The 23,819-nt window shown below is 60.3% G+C and carries 22 protein-coding genes; 15 read left to right on the top strand and 7 right to left on the bottom strand.

Annotation, left to right across the window (positions count from 1 at the left end; all coding sequences use genetic code 11):
- From FVQ81_11015 to FVQ81_10990, 6 genes are all read left to right on the top strand, one after another.
- A partial coding sequence (locus FVQ81_11015) for a pyridoxal-phosphate dependent enzyme (protein MBW7997076.1) occupies positions 1 to 318 on the top strand: 318 nt, incomplete at its 5' end.
- A 15-nt stretch (positions 319 to 333) separates the two neighbouring features.
- Positions 334 to 2,058: a hypothetical protein gene (locus FVQ81_11010; GenBank protein ID MBW7997075.1), complete on the top strand. Its 1,725-nt coding sequence runs from the start codon at positions 334 to 336 to the stop codon at positions 2,056 to 2,058.
- Between the two features lie 54 nt (positions 2,059 to 2,112).
- Positions 2,113 to 2,808, top strand: a complete 696-nt coding sequence (locus tag FVQ81_11005; GenBank protein ID MBW7997074.1) for an ATP-binding cassette domain-containing protein — start codon at positions 2,113 to 2,115, stop codon at positions 2,806 to 2,808.
- Entirely contained in the window at positions 2,805 to 3,596 is a 792-nt protein-coding gene (gene fetB, locus FVQ81_11000) for an iron export ABC transporter permease subunit FetB (GenBank protein MBW7997073.1), read from the top strand. The genes FVQ81_11005 and fetB overlap by 4 nt, the downstream gene beginning before the upstream one ends.
- Before the next feature lie 82 nt (positions 3,597 to 3,678).
- The gene (locus tag FVQ81_10995) at positions 3,679 to 5,070 is read left to right on the top strand and encodes a CCA tRNA nucleotidyltransferase (GenBank protein MBW7997072.1); all 1,392 of its coding nucleotides are present in this window, start codon (positions 3,679 to 3,681) and stop codon (positions 5,068 to 5,070) included.
- A 73-nt stretch (positions 5,071 to 5,143) separates the two neighbouring features.
- A complete protein-coding gene (locus FVQ81_10990) occupies positions 5,144 to 5,422 on the top strand; it encodes a hypothetical protein (protein MBW7997071.1) in 279 nt (92 codons plus the stop codon).
- Between the two features lie 153 nt (positions 5,423 to 5,575).
- On the opposite strand, the gene FVQ81_10985 is transcribed toward FVQ81_10990, so the two are convergent.
- Together FVQ81_10985 and FVQ81_10980 are read right to left on the bottom strand one after the other, a co-directional pair.
- Positions 5,576 to 5,782 carry a molybdopterin-dependent oxidoreductase gene (locus FVQ81_10985; protein ID MBW7997070.1) on the bottom strand — a complete coding sequence of 69 codons (207 nt, stop codon included), beginning with the start codon at positions 5,780 to 5,782 and terminating at the stop codon, positions 5,576 to 5,578.
- 34 nt (positions 5,783 to 5,816) lie between these two features.
- A complete protein-coding gene (locus tag FVQ81_10980) occupies positions 5,817 to 7,136 on the bottom strand; it encodes a Gfo/Idh/MocA family oxidoreductase (GenBank protein ID MBW7997069.1) in 1,320 nt (439 codons plus the stop codon).
- 536 nt (positions 7,137 to 7,672) lie between these two features.
- Here FVQ81_10980 and FVQ81_10975 point away from each other — a divergent pair.
- Positions 7,673 to 9,673 carry a sodium/solute symporter gene (locus FVQ81_10975; GenBank protein MBW7997068.1) on the top strand — a complete coding sequence of 667 codons (2,001 nt, stop codon included), beginning with the start codon at positions 7,673 to 7,675 and terminating at the stop codon, positions 9,671 to 9,673.
- On the opposite strand, the gene FVQ81_10970 is transcribed toward FVQ81_10975, so the two are convergent.
- Complete coding sequence (locus FVQ81_10970) at positions 9,640 to 10,227, bottom strand: DUF2752 domain-containing protein (GenBank protein ID MBW7997067.1); 588 nt, start codon at positions 10,225 to 10,227, stop codon at positions 9,640 to 9,642. The genes FVQ81_10975 and FVQ81_10970 overlap by 34 nt on opposite strands.
- 132 nt (positions 10,228 to 10,359) lie before the next feature.
- Complete coding sequence (locus FVQ81_10965; GenBank protein MBW7997066.1) at positions 10,360 to 11,514, bottom strand: methyltransferase domain-containing protein; 1,155 nt, start codon at positions 11,512 to 11,514, stop codon at positions 10,360 to 10,362.
- Positions 11,515 to 11,644: 130 nt separating this feature from the next.
- Here FVQ81_10965 and FVQ81_10960 point away from each other — a divergent pair, with 130 nt between their 5' ends.
- From FVQ81_10960 to FVQ81_10925, 8 genes are all read left to right on the top strand, one after another.
- Entirely contained in the window at positions 11,645 to 12,487 is an 843-nt protein-coding gene (locus FVQ81_10960) for a carbon-nitrogen hydrolase family protein (protein ID MBW7997065.1), read from the top strand.
- Positions 12,488 to 12,618: 131 nt separating this feature from the next.
- Positions 12,619 to 13,215, top strand: coding sequence for a TetR family transcriptional regulator (locus FVQ81_10955; GenBank protein MBW7997064.1), 597 nt, complete (start codon positions 12,619 to 12,621; stop codon positions 13,213 to 13,215).
- Between the two features lie 24 nt (positions 13,216 to 13,239).
- A complete protein-coding gene (locus FVQ81_10950; GenBank protein ID MBW7997063.1) occupies positions 13,240 to 14,019 on the top strand; it encodes an outer membrane lipoprotein-sorting protein in 780 nt (259 codons plus the stop codon).
- An 11-nt stretch (positions 14,020 to 14,030) separates the two neighbouring features.
- Positions 14,031 to 15,263, top strand: a complete 1,233-nt coding sequence (locus FVQ81_10945) for an ABC transporter permease (protein MBW7997062.1) — start codon at positions 14,031 to 14,033, stop codon at positions 15,261 to 15,263.
- Between the two features lie 20 nt (positions 15,264 to 15,283).
- A complete protein-coding gene (locus tag FVQ81_10940; protein ID MBW7997061.1) occupies positions 15,284 to 16,510 on the top strand; it encodes an ABC transporter permease in 1,227 nt (408 codons plus the stop codon).
- Between the two features lie 25 nt (positions 16,511 to 16,535).
- Positions 16,536 to 17,246: an ABC transporter ATP-binding protein gene (locus tag FVQ81_10935; protein MBW7997060.1), complete on the top strand. Its 711-nt coding sequence runs from the start codon at positions 16,536 to 16,538 to the stop codon at positions 17,244 to 17,246.
- Complete coding sequence (locus FVQ81_10930; GenBank protein ID MBW7997059.1) at positions 17,233 to 18,405, top strand: hypothetical protein; 1,173 nt, start codon at positions 17,233 to 17,235, stop codon at positions 18,403 to 18,405. Before FVQ81_10935 ends, FVQ81_10930 begins: the two co-directional genes overlap by 14 nt.
- Before the next feature lie 124 nt (positions 18,406 to 18,529).
- The gene (locus FVQ81_10925; protein ID MBW7997058.1) at positions 18,530 to 19,369 is read left to right on the top strand and encodes an FAD-dependent thymidylate synthase; all 840 of its coding nucleotides are present in this window, start codon (positions 18,530 to 18,532) and stop codon (positions 19,367 to 19,369) included.
- 349 nt (positions 19,370 to 19,718) lie between these two features.
- Here the strand turns inward: FVQ81_10925 and FVQ81_10920 are convergent, their stop codons facing one another.
- The 3 genes from FVQ81_10920 to FVQ81_10910 form a co-directional block, all read right to left on the bottom strand.
- The gene (locus FVQ81_10920; protein MBW7997057.1) at positions 19,719 to 20,981 is read right to left on the bottom strand and encodes a Gfo/Idh/MocA family oxidoreductase; all 1,263 of its coding nucleotides are present in this window, start codon (positions 20,979 to 20,981) and stop codon (positions 19,719 to 19,721) included.
- A gap of 96 nt (positions 20,982 to 21,077) precedes the next feature.
- Entirely contained in the window at positions 21,078 to 21,785 is a 708-nt protein-coding gene (locus tag FVQ81_10915; GenBank protein MBW7997056.1) for an energy transducer TonB, read from the bottom strand.
- Positions 21,785 to 23,785, bottom strand: coding sequence for a TonB-dependent receptor (locus FVQ81_10910; protein ID MBW7997055.1), 2,001 nt, complete (start codon positions 23,783 to 23,785; stop codon positions 21,785 to 21,787). Before FVQ81_10910 ends, FVQ81_10915 begins: the two co-directional genes overlap by 1 nt.
- Positions 23,786 to 23,819 lie beyond the last annotated feature (34 nt).

Here is a 23,819-nt window from a genome sequence, read left to right as displayed (position 1 = left end):
GGGAAGTTGATTCCGCAAACCGACCCCCGCACTATCGCCGACGGCCTGCGGACCTCGCTGGGCGAGAAAACGTTCGCGGTTATCTCCAGCCGGGTGGATGAGATCGTGCTGGTCTCGGAAGCCGAAATAGTGAGTGCGATGAAATTCCTCTGGGAGCGGATGAAACTTGTTGTGGAGCCCAGCGGGGCGGTGCCTCTTGCCCCCCTGCTCGAACGCCGCGTTCCCGGAACAGACCGGGGAGCGCTGCGCGTAGGCGTGATTATCAGCGGCGGTAACGTGGATTTGTCCGCATATTTCGACCAGATGAAAATATCCTGAACCGGGCGGAACGAAATGAAACTCAGGAAAAAGGCGGCGAATGAGAAAACGCGGGGGAGACGGATCAGAAATTATCTCCGCGACCTGCTGTGGCATGAACGCGCACAGATCAGAGAAACCGCCCGTGTCTTTATCGTTTTTCTGCTCTCGATTACGATCATGGTGATTTTTTTCGGAGCCGTGCTCTACGTGATCGAGTACATGCAGGGCAATGACCGTACGCTGATACAGTGCTTTTACTTCATCTGGATAACTTTTTCGACAATCGGCTACACGGACGACGGGTTCATCACTGGTTCGCCGATCCGGTTGATTATCATTCTGATCGGCGCCTTCCTGATCACCCGCTTTATCGTACTCAGCGCCCATGTGTATGCCAGGGTGGTTGTCGAGGAAGTGTACAACCTGAAGATCGTCCGGGTGATGGAGAAGATTCTCGAACAGGCCCAGGGTCATTTTCTGATTTTCGGCGATGACAGGGAGCTGATCAACAAGATTATCGAGGGCCTGATCAAGCGGAGCTTGGTGTTCCTGATCAGCGAGGACCGGGAAATGCTGCAGGAGTACAAACAGGAGTACCCCGAAATCAACTATATCATGGCCAAGCCCACCAAGGCGGAAACTGTCGAACAGCTTCGTCCGGATGAGGCGGCCGGGGCCTACCTGCTGTACCGCGAGGACGAGCGCAATATCCTGCTGGCGGCCATGCTGGAAAAACGGGTAAGGATAATCAGCAGCTTCAGCGGAGCTCCTGCCTCGGCCCCTAGATTCCGCAAGCTGGGTGTCGAGCCGATCTCGCCGCATTTCAGCGGCGGTCTCAAGATGGTGTCCAGCATGATCCGTCCGCAGGTCACCGAGTTCCTGGACAGGTTTCTTTTCCCGGACACAGCCGCGCTGGATTTCAGAGTGGTTCCCCACGAGGAACTTGATTCCTGCGGGGCTTACACTCCGTTGGCCGCCATGCAGGACGGTAAGATGAAATTCGGCGAAGCCTCGGTACCGGGAGGCGAGTTGGTCGTAATCGGCTTCAAGGACCACTCGGCGGCCACTACGAAACTCGGCCGGCTCGAAAGCCCGGAGCTGCCGCTGAAAAGCGATAAGTTCCTGGTCCTGGGCGGCGGGATAATCGGCAGTACGATAGTGGCCGAACTTGAGGCCACCCTGCGCCAGGCGGTGATAATCGAGACGAGCGAGGAAAAGCTCGAAAAAATGCGCAATCTTTTCGGCGATGAGCGGATCGAGTACATAGCGGGAGATGCGCTCAGCAGCGAGCTCGATGTCGATCAGTTTGACGGGGTGTCGATCTGTACGCCGGTTGACGAGAAAAATTTCGCTATCGGGCTCGATTTCGCCGGCCATGACCTGATCCTCGTTGTCCGTGCCGTGGATGAAGACATGGAGTTCCACTACAGGAGAATAGGAGCGATTCCGGTGTTCGTGGGGCGGGTAGGCTCCGGGCGGATGCTGCGCGAGGTTACCAACCAGTTCGCCAACCGGGTTCTGCTCGACATGCTGATGCAGGAATACCGCCTGGACCAGGTATATATCAAGGACCTCTGCACTCCGGCGGAACTCGCCGCCGGGTTCCGGATAACACCGATAGCGCTCTGCCGCGACAGCCAGTGCTATTTCGCCCCTGACGGCGACGAGCCTCTCAAGCGAGGCGACACATTGATCTTCTGCGGTAAAGTGAGTTCCAACCGTAAGCTGCGCATTGCCCATCTCCTGACCGGGGAATAAGTTGACGCGGCCGCACAAACATCGGCTTCCCGTATCCCATCACCCGAGGACCGCATGTTCGAGTTGAAACAGGTCAACGTTACCCTGGGCGGCAAGCTTGTGCTCGACAGCGTAAACCTGACTCTCAAAACCGGCGGCAGAACAGCGGTGGTGGGCCGCAGCGGGTCCGGTAAATCTACGTTGCTCAGGCTGTTGTGTTTCATGCTGCGGCCAGACAGCGGCACGGTCACATACAATAGTCTCGCTCCCGGTCCTGCCGAGATTACGGGTATCAGGCGCCGCCTGCCGATGGTGCATCAGGAGCCGCTGCTGTGGGGCGGGACTGTGGCCGACAACCTTACCCTGCCTTACACCTATGCCAGTGCGGGAGGAACCGGCAGTCCCTTGGAGGATGAACTCGCCGGATTGCTTGAAGCCACCAGGTTGGACGGCGATATGCTCCACGTCCGGGCCGACAAGCTGTCTGGAGGGGAAAAGCAGCGGGTAGCTATTGCCCGCGCCCTGGCTCTGCGGCCCGAGGCGATCCTGCTCGATGAACCAACCAGCGCGCTGGACCTGATCACCGCCGAGGAAGTGTTCGATAGCATTGCCGAAGCATTCCCGGAGTTGACAATTGTGCTGGTGACTCACAGCCCGTCGCTGGTGGAGCGCTGCGGCAGGCAGATCCTGCTTGAGGCCGGAAGAGTGCGGGCCTCGCGCGACGGGATCAGGGCCGATGAGCTTCGCTCGTTTCTGGAGACCGGAGAATGACTCCCAGGTTTTACGATATCACGGTTGCCGGTCTGCTGGCGGCCTTCGCGCTGGCCCTGCCGGTCTGGCTGATCATCTGGGCCAACCGGCTGCGACTGGGACGGGACCTGTGGTTCTCCATCCTGCGCATGGCTCTCCAGTTGCTGGCTATCGGCTTCGTGCTGGAATACCTGTTCGAGATCCATATCTGGTACGTCACGGTTGGCGTGTTCGTGGCGATGGTGTTTTTCGCGGCGCGCACGGTTCTGGCCCGTACGGGGATCAAGTTCGGCGGCTTGACCGCGATCCTGGGCGTGGCGATGCTGGCCGGGGCGGGGAGCGTATCGGCATTCCTGGCCCTGGCGGTTGTGCAGGTCGATCCGTGGTACGCCCCGCGCTACTTTATCCCGCTGGCCGGAATGGTGCTGGGGAACTCGATGAACGGGTGCGCCCTGGCCCTGGAGCGGTTCTATTCAGGGGTCAGGGAGCAGCGTAAACTGGTTGAAACCCACCTTGCCCACGGCGCCACGGGCGGCGAGGCCACCCGGGACCTGCTGCGCTCGGCGTTCCGGGCCAGCCTGATCCCCACCCTCAGCTCGATGAGCGGGATCGGCCTGGTGTTCATACCAGGAATGATGACCGGGCAGATTCTCGGCGGTGTGGACCCGCTCGATGCGATCCGCTACCAGATGGTGATCATGATGGCGATCCTGGGGTCCGTGGCCCTGGCGAGTTTCGTGGTCCTGTATCTGGAGCGCGGCCGGTTTTTCGACGAGTACCACCTGCTGCGGAATGAGTTGTTCAATTGAATCTGGTGCGAATTTTTCCCGCTGGACGGCCCGTCGGTTGGCGGGTTTTTTTATCTCGCCATCAGACAGGCTATCATAAATCATGGACAGGCTGCTGAACAAAAGACAATTGGAGGTGGTCGGCCGGATCGCCGGAGAGATTGCGAGGCGGGGCGGGCGGGCGATGTATGCCGGGGGCGTGGTGCGCGACAGGGTCCTGGAAGTCGAGTCCAAGGACGTGGATATCGAAGTGTACGGGCTGGCGCTGGATGATCTGGAAGGGTTGCTTGCCTGTTACGGTACGGTTCTTCTGGTCGGCCGGCAATTCGGCGTGCTGCGCCTGGAGGGCCTGGAAGTGGAATGGTCGGTCCCGCGCAGAGACAGCAGAGGACGTCATCCGGTGGTGAGTGTGGATCCGGAAATGAGTTTCCGCGAGGCCTCCCGCCGCCGCGACCTGACGATGAACGCCATGCTGCGCGACGTGTTGAGCGGTGAGCTGGTAGATCCGTGGAACGGGCGGAAAGATATGGAGCAGGGTATCCTGCGAACACCCGACCCAGTGTTGTTTATCGAGGACCCGTTGAGGTTTTACCGGGTAATGCAGTTCACGGCGCGCTTTGAGATGCAGCCTGACGAGACCTTGCAGAGAACCTGCCGGGAAATGGATATCTCGTCAGTGAGCAGGGAGCGGGTCGGGGAGGAGTTCGAGAAGATGTGGCTGCTTGCCGGGCGACCCGCTCTCGGCCTGCGCTGGCTGGACTCGACAGGCAGGCTGGGGGAGATTCTGCCGGAACTCGTCCCCCTGCGGGAAACCGGTCAGGACCCGGAGTGGCACCCGGAGGGCGATGTCTGGACCCACACGCTGCAGGTTGTGGACGCCGCCGCAGCTCTGCGCAGCGGAGACCGGGAACGCGATCTGCTGCTGATGTGGACGGCCCTCCTGCATGATATCGGCAAGCCGGTGACTTCCGTGGTCCGCGATGGCCGGATCAGGGCGCCGGAGCACGACAGGACCGGCGCGGAGATGGCCGGTAAGGTGTTGAGCCGGCTCTCCGGCAGGCGGAAACTGCGGGAGGGGGTAATCAAACTGGTGGCCGAGCACATGAAGCCCCTGCAGTTTCAGCAGAACAACTCATCCGGGAAAGCGTTCAAGCGCCTGGCGCTGAAACTTCACCCTGAAGCCGATCTCGAACTGCTGGCTCGTCTGGCCCAGGCCGACTACCGCGGCACCAACCCCGGCTCGGATCAGCCTCTGGAACGTGAGAGCGCAATGGTGGACTGGTTCAGGGAGATGTCCAGGCGCTGTCGGGTCGAGAACGAGCCGGAAAAACCGGTCCTGCTGGGCCGTCACCTGCTGGACGTCATGCAGCCGGGACCGGAAATGGGCAGGGTGCTGGAGGAGGCTTACCGGATTCAAATCGACCAGGGACTCACCGATTGGCGGGAGTTGAAGCGACTTTCACTTGACAGACTGGACATCAGGGTTGATAAATAGCCCCGCGGTAATTAAGCTTTAGCCTTTGGCATTGCTGCGGACAATAAAAATGTTTTAAAAAGGAGCACGGTGGATGGCGAGCGATATCAACGATGTGACGATTCAATATGAAGAGGACGGGCAGGTGCTGGTCAAGGAACTGGACAAGGTCGTGCTCTCGAAGGGAGCCTGGTCCACGGTGATTTTCCGCTACCAGCAGTGGGAACGGGGGAAGGATCAGTTCAGCAAGGATCGCTACACGATCCGCCGTTACCGCAAGATGAGTGACGAGTACCGTCAGCAGAGCAAGTTCAACATCTCCAGCCCGGACCAGGCGCAGAAACTTATCGAGGCGCTCCAGCAGTGGATCTGATTCGGGGAGAATGTGTCAGGGCTGCAACCTGTCCTTATCCGGGTTGTAGGGGTGATCGCCGAGGTTTCCATCGTCCGAGTAGCCGCGGTTTTCGTAAAACCCCGCATCCTGCGGGCCATCCGAAAGTACGATCCCGACAACCCACTTGCACCATTAGTAGCCGTATTTGCTCTGGCTGATGACGTGGAGCGGAAACCCCCGGTCCTCGCGGAGGGGTTTGCCGTTGGCATGGGTCGCCACGATAATATCGTTAACCCGGATAAAGTTGACCGTAAGAAAGTTGTGATAACCATCCACCACGTAGAACAGGGCGTGGCTGGCGGAGTTTTTGGTGCCGACCTCGTCCAGCAGTTCGGACAGCCTGAACCCCTCCTACGAGAATTACCGCAGTCGATCAATTGTCCACAGCGAATGAGGGTTTCCGCCGCTTCCATGCTCCGCGGGTAAAATCGGGGAAGCGGACCGGCGAACTGCCGGTGGCTATCGACTGCTCGGAGAGCGGGATAATCGCGCTCATTGTTACCGAGTCGTAGACATCGATCGGGGTCTGATCGCCTCTCCGGACAGCCTCGAAAAACATTTTCAGTTCGAGGTAATCCGTACCGCCGTGCCCGTCGGACGGAGGGTTTTCCCTGATTTCCCGCCACCAGGCGTGCTCGTATTTTTCCTGATAGGGGCCGAACGGTTCCCACTCGTGGTAGGCCGGGCTGACCCCTGTCAGGTAGACCGAGTTGCGCTGCTCGTTGTAGATTCCGCGCGTACCCTGGATCATCCAGCGGTTGTCGTATGGCCTGGGAAGCTGCATGTCGTAGTTGATGACCACCGTACTGCCCAGCCTTGTGCGTACCACGCTGGTGACAATATCCCCCTGGGCGTAACTGCGCCGGGCATTGGGGTGGTCAGCGCCGAACTCCCTGCTGAAATAGTCGTTGATACTGCTGGAGCGCGTGGCAGTGCTGGTCATGTAGTCGAAATAATCACCGCACCCGATATCCATCCAGCTCAACACCGGTCCCAGGCTGTGGGTCGGGTACTGGTCGGCGTTGCGCCACAGCAGGTACTGCCCTCCCCAGCGGATTTCTCCCTCGGGGCTGAAAAACCAGTGGTCGATACAGTCGTGGCTGTGGGCGCAGTGGCAATGGACAATATCGCCGAGCAGGCCTTGGCGGATCATGTTCAGCACGGCCAGGTTGTCGCGGCGGAAACTCCAGTTTTCGAGCATCATGCAGGGCGTACCGGTTTTTTCATGAGTCTCCACCAGCCGCCAGCACTCATCGAGCGTAATCGCGGCCGGAACCTCGACACCAGCGTACTTGCCGGCCTCCATCGCCGCGACCGCCATCGGTGTGTGCCAGTGCCACGGCGAGGCGATAACGACCGCATCCAGGTCCGGTCTGTCGAGCAGGCGGCGGAAATCCTCCGGGCCGTTAGTGTAGGTTTGCGGTTTCGACAGGCCTCTGTCGGTGATTATCCTGGCTGCGGTATCAGCATTGTCCGCGTCGGTATCACAGACAGCCGGAAATGTTAATTCTGGCAAGGCCATCATCGAACGAAGCAATGATCTTCCCCGGTTGCCGCAGCCGATCAGACCGACACCAAGGTTCCGGCTTCGCTGCTGACCGGCGGCCGAATGGCTGGAAGCGATGATTCCGAAGCCGGTGGCAGCGGCGGCGGACCTCCGCAGAAATTCATTACGAGTTATGCTATCCGACATGTGATTTTCTCCGGTGCATTGTGGATTTTACTTACCTCTGTCGGCGGGCGGCGCCTGTGCAGACGCACAGGCATGCCGGCCGGCACGCGCGGACTGTCGTACGCGCGCCGCCCGCCGACTGGCCGGGTTGACCTGGATGTCCATCAGCCCGCGGGTCAGCCACAATGGACTCGATTCGTTTGCTGCCCGTTCCAGAACGGTCAGCATGGCGTGTATAATTTCGGCATGCCAGCAATAACCGCGTCCCGGAATCCTTACCGTGTATCTGGCCATTGAAACATTTTTCATGTTGACAGTTTAACGAGCTCCGGATGTTAAAATGAAAGTTAAGAGATTAAATCGCAGTTAGCCAGTACTAAGCATCCGGGCGAAGACGGGAATTGCCGGATCCGGGCAGCGGAACATTATGTTGCTTTGTCATAAGGCAGGCTGTATCTTCTTTTTCCGTTGCCAATACCACGGAATCGAATTTCCGTTGGACCGCAATCCCCCCGCCGGCGTAAGTTGTGTTCAGCTGAGAATCCAAGGAGTTCTCGATGTCCGAAATGGAAGGACTGACCAGGGTCGATTACCTGGTTGTGGTCGCCTACATGGTGATTATGATTACGGTCGGCGTGCTGATGTCCAGGTGGAACAAGGATGCCGACGATTATTTCAAGGGCGGGAACAAGCTGCCTTACTGGCTGGCCGGGCTGAGCCTGTTCATGACCAGTTTTTCGAGTTGGACTTTTACCGGCGGGGCTGGGAAGACCTACGAGAGCGGGATCAGTATCTTCTCGATGTACTGGGGGGCGGTGCTGGGCCTGGGGTTCGGTTATTTCGTGTTCGCCAGGCGCTGGCGACGAACCCGCAGCATGACCATCCTCGAGTACCTCTCCGAGCGGTTCGACTTCAATGTCCACCAGTTCATCTCCTGGGCCAATACCCCGATCACGATTTTCCAGTGCGCCATCTGGCTCTATGCGCTCAGCATCTTTCTCAGCGCCGCCACTCATATCCCGGTAACCTGGGTTATTTTCGGCTGCGGGATCATCATCCTGGCCTACACGATGATCGGCGGCTTGTGGGGCGTTTGTATCACCGACAGCCTCCAGTTTTTCATTCTCCTGCCGATTGCGATTCTGGTAACGATCCTGAGCGTAAACATGGTCGGCGGGCTGGATGCGCTGGTTGCCAACGCGCCGCCTAAATACTGGCTGCCCTTCAACGAGGAAGCCGATATCACCAAGATGTTTGTTGTCTTCCAGTTCATCAACGGTTTTTTCATGTTCAACAGCGGCGGCGGCGCACAGCGCTATTTCTCCGCTATCGATGAGCGCGAGGCGAGCAAGATCGCCGGGCTCAGCGCAATCCTCTGTTTCATCGGACCGTTTATCTGGCTCACACCCGCGATGGCCTGCCGGGTGCTGTTCCCCGACCTGGGCCAGGATGTGGCCGAGGCGTTCGGGTTGACCAAACCCAGCGAGGCGGCCTATGTGTTCATCAGCATGAAAGTCCTGCCCCAAGGTCTGCGGGGAGTATTGATCGCCGGCATTCTGGCCGCCACCATGAGCAGCCTGTCCACCTTCTACAATATGTACAGCGCGGTGATTACCAAGGACATTATCTGCACGGTGTTTATCAAGGACGCGTCGAAGAAATTCATGCACCGGCTGGGGATGGTGGTTACGCTGGTGATGGGCCTGGTCAGCATTATGATCGCCTATTTCTACAGCACATTGCCCGATCTGGGCGTGTTCGACCTGATGTTCAAGGTTGCCAGCGTACTGGGTATCCCGGTGGCTGTCCCGGTTATCCTGGGTCTGGTCTACAAGCGGACGCCCAACTGGGTGCCGTACACGGTGATCCTGGTCGGGATGGCGGTGGGTGGTGTGTTCGCTATTTGGAATTGGGAGAAACACCTGGGTTACGAGTTGTTCCAGGCGGTCCAGTACCCGCTGCTCTGTGCCCTGTTTTTTATTCCCGGGATGTTTTTCGCCGACGAGTTCGGCGGAAGCGCCAGGATCAGGTTCTGGGGCAAGGCGTTGATCTACCTCCTGGGTATCTGGTATTTTCTCTATGGGATGTTTCTCTATTTCAACCTGCCCAGGATCGATGGTGCGGTGGATGCCGGCAGCCTGGCCTGGGTCCAGCAGGTTATTTTCAGCGCTTACAGCAGTCCCAAAACCTTGATTGTCCTGGCAGTGGCCTGGGCGATGATGACCGAGGTGGTCAGCCGGCTGAAAATAGTCCCCGGTAAGCTTTACATGACAGAGGTCGCCAGGTTTTTCCGGAAGATGGATAGGCCGGTGGACGTGGCGGCCGAGCTGGGCGAGGGGCACGAGCATGCCGAAGCCGATCTCAGCTCATTCAAGATTCTGGGCGTCGTGATGGTCCTGATCGCCGCGATGATGGGCCTGTTTTTCCTGGGCGAACTTACCACGAGCGAACGCTGGATTACTTTCTGGGCCCTGCTCAGCAACCTGGTGATCGGAATCGGGCTGTACTGGCTCGGTTCATACCGTTACCGCAAGTTCGGCAGGATGTCTGCCGCCTGAGGCCCAACTACCCCGATAAGCCACCAGAGGAACCATGCAAGACACGCCAGCGCCCCGGCGGCTGTCAGCAGCCGCCGGGGAAGGCCGGCAAGCTCTTTTCCTGTTACCAGCCCTGTCGTTAATAGCCCCAGCCAGACCAGTAGAGCCGCGGCCGCAGCCGGCCCGAACGGATGCAGCTCGAAGGCCAGCGAGAGCTTGAAATCTCCGAGCGCGATCAGGGAGCGGGTCAGGCCGCAGAGCGGGCAGTCGGTGCCGGTGAGCTTATACCACAGGCAGAGACGTGGCAGCCGCGAAACAACTGAGTAATCCAGCAGGACCAGCACGCCGATAACAGCTCCGGGCAGCAACAGTTGTCCGCGGGTTTTCACCGGGCGCACGCCAGGGGAGGTTTCATCGTCGCTCTGCTGATCCTGGCTCTGCTTGGTGGCCACTCGGAATATCCGGCCGGGGTGATTGGCTCGTTCGCCTGGTCGGCGAAAATGATCAAGCAGCTCCAGAACCTGCTTGCGGGTCTCAAGCTGACATATCTCGATCCGGTAACGGCCTCGGGCCATCCGAAAAACGGCGTGCACGAGCAGCCGGAGCGTCTGGCGGACTCTCTGGCCGCAAGTCACCGGAAGTTTTGCTGGCTAGCCGGGATGAGGCGACCGACATGGTCCAGGCGGCGTGGCAGGTCTGAAGCGGGTTCAGGGGCGACGGAGAATATCCAGGTCATCGACCTGCCGCACGCACTCGAACCCCAGTTCGGCGATCAGGGTCTGGTAGCGCTGATCGGTGAGACGGTTGAGGTGAAGGCCGGGATGTTCTCCGCCCACCGGGTTGGCCTCGAACGGAATCGCGATACACAACGAGCCGTCCGGGGCCAGGTGCCCGGCCAAGTGGCGCAGCTTGTCCTCTGGGTCCGGCACGTGTTCCAGCACGTGGATGCAGATAATTGCGTCGTAGCTCTCACTGAGCGGCAGCGGTTGCTCGGCGGCTGCGACAGTTACTTCCAGGCCGCGCGCCCTGTACCGTGAGCGGGCGAACTCGAGCAGCGGGCCCGGCAGGTCGAGGTGGGTGAAATCGTAACCCCGTTCGGCCATCGCGATTCCGAGCGCTCCGCAGCCTGCTCCATAGTCCAGCACCGAGGACTCCGGGGGGATCTCATCGGCCAGGAGCCCGGCCAGCCAGCTCCTGGCTCCGCGCCAGTCGCACTCTTTCATCAGGGCGTAGATATAAAAATCGGTTCCGCTGTAAAACTCCTCGATCTCACACTCGGAGGCGGGCGACTGCTCGCGCCACAGGCAGTCACCCCGTGCGGCGGCCAGGTGGCACTTGTCCTCGATCACTTCCGGGTCCTCGCCGGTGAACCGCCTGATTTCCTCGATCGCCGACTTTTTCTGCTCCAGGTAGGGCCTCACCGCCTCCCGCTCTTTACGCTCCAGCAGGTTCTCATCGAGCAGCAGGGCGGTCCGGTCCCAGTAGACTGCGATCACAGCCTCGGCACCGGTCTCTATCGCGATCAGGTCAACTTCGTGGTACTCCGGGTGCAGGCGGCGGTCGGTGGCGTAGGGCACAATCACGAGGTCGAAATTCCGGCTGCGCAAAGTGTCCAGATCGGCGTGCTTCAGCCTGAAATAACCGGGATGGCTGTAAATCAGGTTGCTGAGGATGTCGAGTTCCTGTCCCTCGTGGCAATACTGGACCACTTCCAGAGCGGAGTTCCACTCCGAGAGCACGGCGAGAATATCCTGGACAAGCTCAAGCGGGCCGGAACGGATAATCAGCACCCTGGCCGCCGGGCCGGCATGACGGTTCAGCAGGTTCGGCAGCGGGAATGTAGCGGGACCCGGTACGCTCATCTTCTCTCTCGCTTTGGACTGACGTGGCCTGGTTCAAGATAACAGCGGCGGCTGGATCGGGCCACAGCTTTACACTCTTGCCGGAGTTGTTATATTGTGGCAGGAGTTAACTGCAATATAACAGGAGGCGATGATGGCGATGGGCGGAAACAGTCTGACAGTGGCGTGCGTGGGCTTCGAGGTATCCGGCGATATCGAGCGGAACTGGCGGGCGATCGAGCGCTGGACAACCAGGGCGGCCGACGAGGGCGCGGAGCTGGTGCATTTCCCCGAGACCGCCCTGACCGGCTACAATCGCATCCACCTTAAAAGCATGGACGATATCGACCGCGGACTGCTCAGCCGCCGCTGCGAAAATATCGCCAACCTGGCCGCGAAACGGAGAGTGTGGATCGCCTACGGAAGCACGCATTTCGAGCCGGAGGTGGCGAAACCGTTCAACAGCCTTTTCCTGATCGGCCCCGAGGGGAAACAGGTCAGCCGCTACGACAAGATTTTCCTCACCGAGACTGACAGCGAGGCCTACAGCCCCGGCAACCATCTGGCGGTGACCCGGATCAAGAATTTCACGGTCGGGATGACCATCTGCTTCGACATGCGTTTTCCCGAGCTGTTCCGCAGGCTGTCGTTGGTGGGGGCAAGCCTGGTGCTGATCAGCAGCTACCAGGCGGGCGATCCTCGTGCGGCGCACATGCGCTCTGTCGCGCCAGCTACCCTGATCACCCGCGCCAGTGAAAACGGCTTCTACCTCAGCGCCTCGAACACGTCGCAATCCCCGGCCTGGCACGAAAGCATGGTGCTGAAGTTCAATGGCGAAGTGCTCGCCGCCACGCGGAAACACTCGCCCGGGATGGCGCTCGTCACCCTGGACGCAGCCGACAAGGAGCCGTTCACCGATTTTATCCGCGCCACCGCCCGCAAGGTGGCCGATGGTTCCCACCCGCTGCTGGACCGGCCGCTGGGAGCGGGATAGAGTTCCGCGTCTTTCACTCGATACCGGCGGCTAGTTCCCCGACTATTTTTTCCATGGTCAGTCCTTGACAAAGATCATTGATTGTCCTATAATTATGACTGAACGGTCAGTCACTATATGCAGGAGGCCGGATGACTCCCCCCGGTGACCGTCACGCCGAACGGCGCGAGCAGAGTATCGAACGACTCCAGCGGGCCGCTGTCGACCTGCTGGCCGCCCGCAGCTACGCGGATATCCGGATCGAGGATATCACGGGACAGGCCGGGATGGCCAAGGGCAGCCTGTATATGTATTTCGAGGGCAAGGACGAGCTGTATCTAAAGGTGTTCGACCGCTTTTTCGAGAGCCTGTTCGCTGAGCAGTTCGAAGAAATGGCCGGCCACGAGGATCCGGGAGAGGCCCTGCGGGGCATGGTCGATTTCGCTGTCGAGCAGATATCTCCCAGCGACGAGATCATGTTTATCTACCGGGCGACCATGGACCCGGCGCTGATGAAGCTGGTTCGGCCGCATACCGAAAAATTCATGGCCCGCTACGTAGAGTTCGTCGAATCGATGTTCCGTCAGCTGGGCCGCACGGATGTCGGGCCTTTGAGCTATCTGCTGGCGGTACTGCTGGACGGCCTGTGGTTTTACCGGATCATGGAACTGGAGCCGGCGGAGCTGGCCGAAAGCCAGCGGGCCAGACAGGATTTGAAGCAGACGATCTGCCGTTTATTCAAGCTCTGAAACCGGCTGAGGAGGAGCGGAAAAGTGCACACAGCAGAGAGATTGTCGACAATCGGTTTCCTGGCGGCCGCTGTACTGACCGCAATGCCCGTGACCGCGCAGGAGCTGGACAGCACGCTGGCGCGGAGGATTATCGAGCACGCTGACACCCTGATGCGGGGCTCGTCGAATACCTCCACCTACCGGATGATAATTGTCCGTCCGGACTGGAGCCGCAGTATCACCATGAACAGTTGGGAGCGGGGCAAGGAGCTGGCATACATGGAAGTTACCGACCCGCCCAGGGAGCAGGGGACCGCGTTCCTCAAGCGCGAGGGCCAGATGTGGACTTTCCTGCCCGATATCGAGCGGACGGTGAAAATCCCGCCATCGATGATGATGGATTCATGGATGGGGTCTGATTTCACCAACGATGACCTGCTCAAGGAAAGCTCCCTGCTGGATGACTACAGCCACGAACTTATCGGTGCGGACACTCTGCGCGGGATACCCGCCTGGCATGCGCGGCTGGTTCCCCACGAAGATGCGGCGGTGGTGTGGGACAGGATCGAGTTCTGGGTCCGGCAGGAAGATTTCATGCTCCTGCGCGAGGAGTATTACGACGAGAAAGGCCGTAAGGTGCGTACCATGTATTTCGAGGAAATCAGGACCATGGACGGCCGCGAGATCCCCTCGAAATGGATACTCGAACCTCATCTCAAGGATAAGGGAAACCAGACCGTGCTGGAGATTCTCGATGTGGATTTCAATGTCGGGATTCCGGATCGTTATTTCACCCGCCAGCACCTGGAACGTTCCAGATAGGAGGGGGGGGCGTGATCTTCTTCAAGCTAGCCTGGCGCAACAACTGGCGGCACCGCTGGCGTTCCGTGTTGACCGTGACCGCGGTTGTGTTCGGGCTGAGTCTCACGATCTGGGGTTTCTGTCTCACCGAGGGCAGCCACGAGCAGATTATTCGCAACTCGGTGGAGTCGTTCACGGGCCACCTCCAGGTTCATCGCCGCGGGTTCCACGACGATCCCGGTCTGCGCAAGGTGTTCGCTCCCGACAGCGAGTTTGCCGCCGTGCTGGACAGTGGTATTCCGGGACTTGACGACTGGGGTTTACGGATCTCCACGTTCGCGCTGGCCAGCGTGGGCGAGACCAGTTTCGCGGCGATGATGGTGGGGATCGAGCCGGAGCGCGAGCGCAGGTTTATCCACTGGGACGAGAAGATCGAAGCGGGAACCTACCTTCAACCCGGCGATATCGAGGGAGCGCTGGTGGGCGCCGACCTGGCCGAAAACCTGCGGATCGGGATCGGGGACACGGTGATTATCGTCACCCAGGACTACTACGGCTCGCTGTCTGGGGCGCTGAGAGTGGTGCGCGGCACGATCCGCAGCCACGCCCCCCAGCTCGACCGCGCGGGGCTGCTGGTCAGCCTGGAGTCGGCCCGCGAGATGCTGGACATGCAGGGCAAGGCCAACACGGCCGTGGTGATGGCCACCTCCAGCGAGGAAGTCGAGCCGTTGATTGCGGAGCTTCAATCGCGCCTGGCTGGGCAGGAACTGGAAGTTATCGGCTGGCGGGAGATTCTGCCGGACTTAGTCCAGTTGGTCGAGCTGGACAACATTTTCGGCATACTGACCAACCTGATCCTGCTGCTGGTGATCGGGTTCATGGTGCTCAATACGTTTCTGATGAGCGTGATGGAGCGGATCAGGGAATTCGGGATCATGCGCAGCCTGGGAGCCAGCCCGGGCAGAGTTGTCGGACTGATATTGTTCGAGGCGGCGCTGCTGGTGGGCCTGGGGTTCGTGCTGGCCAACGCGGTCGGGATCGGCGCCTCGGTTTACAACAGCATCCACCCGCTGGATTTCAGCGGGATGGGCGATGAGATCTACAAGCACTACGGCATGGATCCCCGCATCTACGCCCGCGTAACCTGGTACACGTTGATTTATCCAAACCTGTTCGTGGCGGCGGTGATATTGCTGGCGCTGGTTTACCCCGCCTGGCGCGCGGCCCGGATCGGACCGGCCGAGGCTGTCTCGCGGGGGCGTTGAGTTTAACTGATGGAGCGGGAATGGGAACATTTGCTTCAATCGCCTGGCGCAACCTGTGGCGCAACTATTCGCGCTCGCTGATCATGATCGGCGGGATCTCGGTGGGCCTGTTCGGGCTGCTGGTCTATTACGGTATCTCGAACGGGTTTATCTACGAGATGGTCGAAGTGTCGATAGAGCTGGAACTGGGCCACGTGCAGGTGACAAGCCGCGGCTACCATCAGCACCCGGTCCAGTCCAATGCATTCGAGCAGCCGCCGGGGCTGCTGGAGGAAATCCAGAGGGTCGAGGGCGTACAGGCGGCCGGCGGCAGGCTAACTGCCGCGGTGCTGGTGCACAGCGCGGAGAAATCGAACAGGGTTGATCTGGTGGGTATCGATCCCGAGCGGGAGCGACGGATCACCGCGGTCAGCGCGAGGATTGCCGAGGGCGAGTACCTTCAGCCTGGACAGGACAACAAGGCGGTGATCGGCCGCAAGCTGGCGGACCATCTGGGCATCGGACTGGGCGAAAAGCTGGTGGCGATGGCCCAGGACCGAGAGGGCGATCTCCAGAGCCGCCTGTTCCGCGTGGGCGGCATCTTCACATCCAATTCTCCGACCTGGGAAAAATCCGCCGCGTTCGTTACCCTGGCTGCGATGCGCGAGCTGGTGGGTCGACCGGACCAGCTCACCGCGATCCTCGTGCGCGCCGACCGCAGCACCGAGCTTGAACCGATTGTCGACGGTATCCGGGCGCTCGTGGATGATACTGTTCTCGAAGTCAGTCCGTGGAAAGAGGTCAGCCCGCTGCTGGCCCAGTCGATAGATATGTTCGACAGCTTTATCTGGGTTTTCTACCTGATTATCTACCTGGCGATGGCGTTCGGGGTGATCAACATCATGCTGATGGCCGTGATGGACCGCACTCGCGAGCTGGGTGTGATGCGGGCCGTGGGCACGACTCCGGGCCAGGTGATGGTGATGGTGATGCTTGAGGCCGCCTTGCTGGGCGTAGCCGGGATAATCGTGGGTGGCGGCGCGGCATGGCTGCTCAACGGCTACCTGAGCGTCAACGGGCTGAATCTGGCCAAGTGGGCCGGGGCGATGGAATACATGGGCCTCGGCAGCGTCATCCATCCGCATATCGAGCCGCTGGAGTGGCTGGTTTCGTTTCTTTCCGCCGAGGCGGCGGTGGTGGTCTCATCGATCTGGCCGGCCTGGCGCTCGGCGCGCGTGGAACCGGTCAAGGCGATTCAGTTCGAATGAGCGGAAGTCAACCGATGGAGGAAACATGGTGGACGGTAATTTTATCCTGCAGGCCAGGGGACTGATAAAAACCTATGTTAACGGAGAGATCGAAACGCCGGCCCTGCGCGGCGTCGATCTGGAACTTGCCGCCGGGGAGTTTGTCTCGGTGGTCGGACCCTCGGGCTGCGGCAAAACCACCCTGCTTAACCTTGTCGGCGGCCTGGACCGTCCCACCAGCGGCGAGATCACCCTGGATGATGTCAGGCTCGACCTGGCCGGAGAAAGAGAGCTCTCCAAAGTGCGCCTGCACAATATCGGGTTCGTCTTCCAGGCCTATAACCTGTTCCCGGTTCTCAGCGCGGCGGAAAATGTGGAGTACGTGCTGATGCTGCGCGGGATTCCGGCCGCCGAGCGCCGCCGCAAAGCGTTGGAATTGCTGGAGACGGTGGGGTTGAGTGAGATGGCCGACCGGCGCCCGACCCGTCTGAGCGGAGGCCAGCAGCAGCGGGTGGCCGTCGCCCGGGCGATCAGCACCAACCCCCGGCTGGTGCTGGCCGATGAGCCGACCGCCAATCTCGACAGCGAGTCCGCCGGGCAGTTGCTGGACATGATGGAGGCTCTCAACCGCGAGCGCGGGGTGACGTTCCTCTTTTCCACCCACGACCCGCGGGTGGTGGAACGGGCACGCAGGGTGGTGAGGCTGCGCGACGGGCTGGTTGTCGACGGCGAAAGCGGGGAAGATGAGCAGCACTAGCGCATGCCTGGCGATTTTGCTGCTGACTGTGCTGCTGCCTGGAAGCCTTGCGGCGGCGACAGTCTACGACGGCCAGAGCCTGACGGTCCGTCACCGGGGCGAGGCCCGTAACGTGCTCGCGATCGGCAGCACGGTGGCGCTGGGATCATTTGCCCGGGAAGAGTCCTACCTGCTGGATATCCAGCGCGTGCGCACGGACTGGCTGTTCACCTGGCACGGCGTCTGGCGCGCCAGCGTGGTCTACGACCACGAGGCCCGCGCCGGCGATTATCTCTCCAGCGACGAATACCGCACGTTCGGGCGGCTGGCCCCGGTGGAACTGGTCAATCTCGACAGCCGGATCACCGGAGGCGGGGAGTTCCTCTGGCGGCACAGGCTTTACCGTGCTTACGCGGAGTACGACTCCTACCCCGTGCGTTTTACGCTGGGCCGTCAGCAGGTAAGCTGGGGCACGGGCTATTTCTGGAACCCCACCGATCTGTTCAATCCGGTCACATTCGCGCTGGTGGAACCGGGAGAGCTTCACGGAGCCGATGCCGCCAACCTGGAGATCGCCCTGGGCGACCTCAGCCAGCTTCACGCGGTCTGGGCCCAGTCCCGCAACTCCCGTGAGAACCGGGGCGCGCTCAAGTTCAACACCAACGTGGCCGACTACGATTTCTCGGTGATGGCCGGCCGCTTTTTCCGGGACAACGTACTCGGGGCCGATTTCAGCGGCCAGATCGGCGCGGCGGGGTTCCGCGGCGAGTGGCTGCATAATTTCACCGACGCGGGCGAGGACTACGACCAGCTCGTACTGGGGGTGGACTACCGGTTAGGCTTCAGGCTGATGCTGACCGGGGAGTACCTGTACAACTCCGGCGCACTCAGCGAACAGGAGCTGCTGGGCGCGCTGGACCGCTCGCGCGCCGGGAGCGTGCTGACGTTGAGCAGCCACCTGGCCGGCGGATATGTAGACTACCGGCTGCACCCGCTGGTGCATCTCACCGGTTATTTGAGTGTCGACCTGGAGGAGGGGGGAGTGTTTGCCGGGCCGCGGCTGGGCTGGAACGTGCGCCAGAACCTGGATCTGGAGTTCGGCGCGATGCTCTCCAACGACCGGGGGGAGTTCAAGCTGGCGAAAAATACGTTTTTCGCGACTACGAGCTGGTATTTTTAACCCCCACCACACACCTCTCGATTTTTCCCTTGTTCTACCAATTCGCCGCTCTTATGTTCAGCTATCAACCAAAATTGACATAAGAACTCAGGCCTATCAGCTCGAAGAGTGTGGAGGAACATACATGGCCCGTCTTACCTCCCCCGAAGCAGAAAAGCTTCTGGATCAAGAAATCCGCGTCCTTGATAAAGGTTTCGTCCGCCTGGTGGACTACCTCGGCGGCGACGCCCGCATAGTCCAGTCGGCCCGTGTCTCCTACGGCGAGGGTACCACCACGGTCCGCCGCGACAAGGCCCTGATCGACTACCTGATGCGCCACCTTCACACCTCGCCGTTCGAGCAAGTGATAATCACGATTCACGCCAAGCTGCCGATTTTTGTCGCCCGCCAGTGGATCCGTCACCGCACAGCCCGCCTGAACGAGTACTCGGGCCGCTACAGCGAGATGACCGACGAGTTCTATATCCCCGCACCCGAGCGGATCCACCGGCAGGACACGTTCAACGTCCAGGCTTCCAGCGACGAGGAAGTGCCGCCTGAACTCCAGGCAAAGGTGATCTCCCTGATCGAAAACGACTGCGGAAATGTCTACGCCAACTACCGCGCCATGCTCGACGACGGCGTCTCACGGGAGCTGGCCCGGATCAACCTGCCGCTGACCCTCTATACCGAGTGGTACTGGCAGATCGACCTCCACAACCTGTTCCATTTCCTCAAGCTGCGCATGGACCAACACGCCCAGTGGGAAATCCGCCAGTACGCCAACGTGCTGGGAGATATCGCCCGGGCGGTGGCGCCCTGGGCCTACGAGTCGTTCGAGGAGCATATCCTGCATGGGGCCAATTTCAGCCGCTCGGAAATCGAGGCGCTCAAGGCGATGATCAACGGCAGGCCATGCCCGCTGGAGGGCCGTCTGCGCACGGAATTTATGATCAAGATGGAACTCGAGGATGAGCAACACTAAAACCGATGTGGTCAAGACCGGGATCACTTCGGCGCCGCCCTGGCGATTGCGATCAACTGGAGCTACAACCACTCCGTGCTCTGGGCGATATTCCACGGGTTCCTGTCGTGGTTCTAGGTGATCTGCCACGTGTTTTCCATCGAGAAAAACGGTAAGGACGCGGGCCGGCACGTTCATTGCAAATCGCCGCGGGCGGAGGAATTGCCGGGACTGGTGGTTCAGGCAATGAACGTGCCGGCCCGCCTGACTCGGGGCCTAATCAAAGCACGAGAAAACAGATAGTGCATAAACGGCGAAGGGCGGCTCGATGCCGCCCTTTGTCGTTGGATCATCCTGCGGTACAGGTCTATTATTCTGGCTCCAGACCCTCTATCAGGTCTTTTGCTTTCCAGGTACCCAGCGCCACTTTCGGCACGAACTCATCCAGCCCCTTGGGTGGAAACGAAAGCTTCCTGTTCTGCTCGGCCGCCATGTAGGAGCTCATCAGCAGCTGCATCACCAGCAGCCCGTCTTCGAAACTCTCCTCCGGCTGGACACCCTCGGCGAAACAGCGGGCCATGTGGCGGTTCTGCTCGGTGTAGCCGTAGATCACCGGCTCGTCCGACACCACCGGCATCATTCCCTGTTCGGCGTTCTGCTTCTCGACTAGGTCTTCGCCCTCGCTGCCGGTAACCTTGCGGCTGAGGAACACGTTCAGCTCGGTGTTCAGGCTGTTGCTCTGCATGCTGTACTCGGGGCCCATCACCTCGTATGTCAGCCGCAGGCCGGCGCCGACAAAGCTCCAGCTCGTGCTGACCTCGGCCACGCAGTTTCGCCCGGTATCGTCCTCGAACGTGACAGTCGAGCGCGCGTAGTCCTCTGCCGGGTGGTTGTAATAGTCGATTTGGCCGTTACTGTTCTGTTTAAGCAAGTCGGCGTATTCAGGGCGGCTCCATTTGAGGCAGCCGATCTCGGCGGAGACCGTTTTTGGCACCAGCGAGCTGCGTTTCTTGTCCGGATCGGTCAGCAGCAGCCGGGCCACCTCGATACTGTGGCAGAGCATGTCGTTGAGCACGCCGCCGCCCTGCTGGTCGCCTTTCCAGAACCACGGTTCGTGGGGACCGGAATGCTCCTCGGCGCAGCGGGTAAGGTATGGTGCTCCCGACAAAGCAGCCCCGCGACGCCAGATTATCTCCCGCCCGCGGGTGATAGAGGGGGCGAATATCTGGTTTTCCAGATAGCCGTGCAGGACACCGGCTTCCTTGACCAGTTCAAGCATCCTGCGAGCCTCGGCCACGTTACGGGCCAGCGGTTTTTCGCAGGCGATACCGATCAGGGTACCCTTGCCGCTTGTCAGCGCGGCGACAATCTCCTCCATCAACTGGATGCGTACGTAGTTGGGAGCGCAGATCCAGATCGCGTCCACACCTGGGTCGGCCACCATCTCGGTCACGCTGTTGAACACCTTTGGGTCGCCCACCTTGTATTTGCGGCAGTTATCTGCGGTCGCCTCGGCGTGGGCGAGGCTGACTATCCCGGTGATATCGGCGTCACGCACGCCCTGCCACGACTGGATATGGAAGTTGGTGATAAACCCGGCGCCGATAAACCCAACTCCGATCTTATTACTCACGTAGACCTCCCGAACTGATTATTGAAGGTTATCGGTTCCAACTCTGGTTGGAACAAAGTAAACGGAGCACCGGCTGGATGTCAATCGTTTGGGGAGCTAGTTCAGGCGGAAGACGATCCTGACAATGAGATCAAGCGTATCGGCTGCGATACAGGAGGGAAGCGGAGGGAACGGCGTGCTGCGCTGGATGCTGCTGCATGCCGCCCGGTTCAGCGAACCGAATGGCGATGGTCCCACCAGACGGGCCGGGTGGCGAAGGTCCCCGTCGCGGCCGATCGCAAAAGTGACTTCCACCGCGCCCTGCTGGCCCATTCTGCGGGCGGTCTCCGGGTAGCGGCGCGACCGCTCGATACGTGACAGCACGCTGGAAAGATAGGCGTCTATCCCGGCGATCGAATCAGGGGGGGCGGCAGAGGGTTCGGGTGGAGGCTCGGCAACTGACAGGTTATCCGACGGCGGTTCAGTTGAGCCGAGTTCCGGGGCGATCACAGCTACTTGCCAGTTGACAGACAGGCGGGGACGGGGCAGGGGAGGCAAACCCACAACCTGCATGGTCAGCCGCCGGTGTCGTTTGTCTTCGCGGGTATAGAGCACCTTGAGCGGTTCCTCCGGCAACTGGACCACCTCGAACCGTACTGGACGAGAATACTGACTTTCCCGCCTGAACAGGAATTCGACAGCCCCGGCAGGCACCAGCGCCGCCAGCAGATGGCAGGTGGCGCTGAGCGCCAGGGCCGGGAGGATGAACCGCTCGTATTTTATCCGGTGCTTCGGCATAGCAGAATCCGCTAACCTTCCAGGCATCAGTATTTCAGACTCAACCCGCCGAACACGGCAACTCCAGGCTCAAGCATACCGTAGGATTCCCAGTAATCCTCGTCCAGCATGTTGCGGACCCGGAACGAGAATTCGAGATGCTCTCCCAACGGAGCGCGGGCGGTGAGGTCGAGTTTGAAATAGCTGTCGAGGCGGTCGATATTGTTCCAGCGAAGCCGGGTGTCGTCGACCCAGTAGCAGTCAACGCTCAGCGAACAATCCCTGTAGAGCCAGGTGAGGTTCAGATTGAACTTGTTATACGGCACCTGGATCATCCGCGACCAGGAATCGTCCGCCTTGACATACTTCCGGCTGTCGGTATAGGTGTAGTTCAGCCCGACAAGCCAGTCGGGACGGAGAGCGGTGGTAATGCTAACCTCGACACCATCGCTGCGGGCCTCGTCGGCGTTGACGTATGTGGTGATGTACGTGGATGGGTCGGTCTCGAAAATGATCGCGTCCGTAATCTCCGTATGCCAGGTGGCTGCGGTCAGCTTGAACTTGCCCTCCCAGGAATACTTTTCGAACCCGAATTCCCAGCTGGTGCTTTCCTCGGGATTGAGACCGGGGTTGCCCACCACGTAGGGCGACGCCGTGTATAGCTCGTAGATTGACGGCGCCCGGTAGGCGCTGCCGATATTCGCCCGCAGCACCAGCCCGATCCTGCGCCAGTCGTAGGCGAAACCGGCGCTGCCGGTTGTCGAGCCGCCCGACTCCTGATGCTCGTCGACACGAAGGCCCGTATTGACACTCAGCGCATCCTCGGCCAGCAGCAGTTGGTTGTGAATGTAGCCGGCGACATTGCCCACGTTGCGCGTCAGTTCTCCCTGGGTGCCGTTCTGTTCGTAATCGCGGTAGAGGTATTCGAACCCGGTGGTCAGAATACTGTTGGCTTTTTCGCTTTCGTAAGTGACCGTGTGACGGTAGTCGATATCGACATTGGTTCCGGTGAACGAATAGTCGGCTGGGCCGAACGGAAGGTCGTAGACCGGCACGCTCTGGCCGGTATCGTAGAAATTCATGTAGTCGAGCGTGAACCCGTCATACGGCGCGGTCATCCGGCCCAGCAGGCCGTCGTCCGGGTCGACGGTCTGCCTGTTGCGGCGGCCGAATCCGAAATTGAGCTCCTGGCGCCAGTTGTCGAAAATCGAATGGCCGATCCTGGTGCCGATTGTCGTGTAATCGAAATCGTTCTTCTGGTTGGGATCGGGCAGTTGGATTGTCCAGGGAGAACCGCCGAAATTTTCGTTGAATTCGGCAAAATTCTGCTCCATGTGGGTGTAGCGCAGCAGCGTTTCCCATTCGAACAGGCTTCCGCTCGCGTAACCGAACTTGACACTCGTGGTCAGGTTACGGTACTTCTCGCCCTCGATGACGCCTTCGGTGTCCGTGATATTCTGGTCGGCGCGGATCGCCCAGCCGGCCTGGGCCACACTGTAGCCGAAATCGACCCGGTGGCTGGCCAGCGAACCGCCCTCGTAGGCCAGTTCGAGCTGCCCGTCGCCGCTGCCCTTGCGGGTGATAATGTTTATCACGCCAGTTGCGGCGTTAGAGCCGTAAAGCGGACTCATAGCGCCGCGGATCACCTCGATGCGCGCGATATCGCCGGTTGTCAGGTGGCTGAAAATCGTCCCGGCCCCGCCGTTGGCGTCAGCCGGGTCATTGACCCTCACTCCGTCGATCAAGACGACAATGTACTTACCGGTCAGCCCGCGGATCTGCGGATAGCTCAGCCCGCCGGGCCCGCCGGACTGGGCGATATCGAAACTCAGTTCGTTGCGCAGAACATCGACAACATTGCGGTAGCCCCGCCGTTTGATCTGCTCGGCGGTAACCACGGTTGCGGTCGTGCTCACCCTGCGAAGATCGATTTCGTGCTTGGTGGCGGTGACAACCACGGTTCCGGTGTCGGTCTGGGCGGTAAGCGGGACAGAAGCCAGCAGGGATAGATACAGCAGGATGGGGAAAAAGCGGTGGATAGTACGCAAGGCACTCCCTCCTTCAATGGCGTGAAAGGTACGG

The sequence above is a fragment of the Candidatus Glassbacteria bacterium genome, from assembly GCA_019456185.1.
Lineage (GTDB): Bacteria > Gemmatimonadota > Glassbacteria > GWA2-58-10 > GWA2-58-10 > JAJRTS01.
This window is presented reverse-complemented; position numbering and strand designations above follow the sequence as displayed.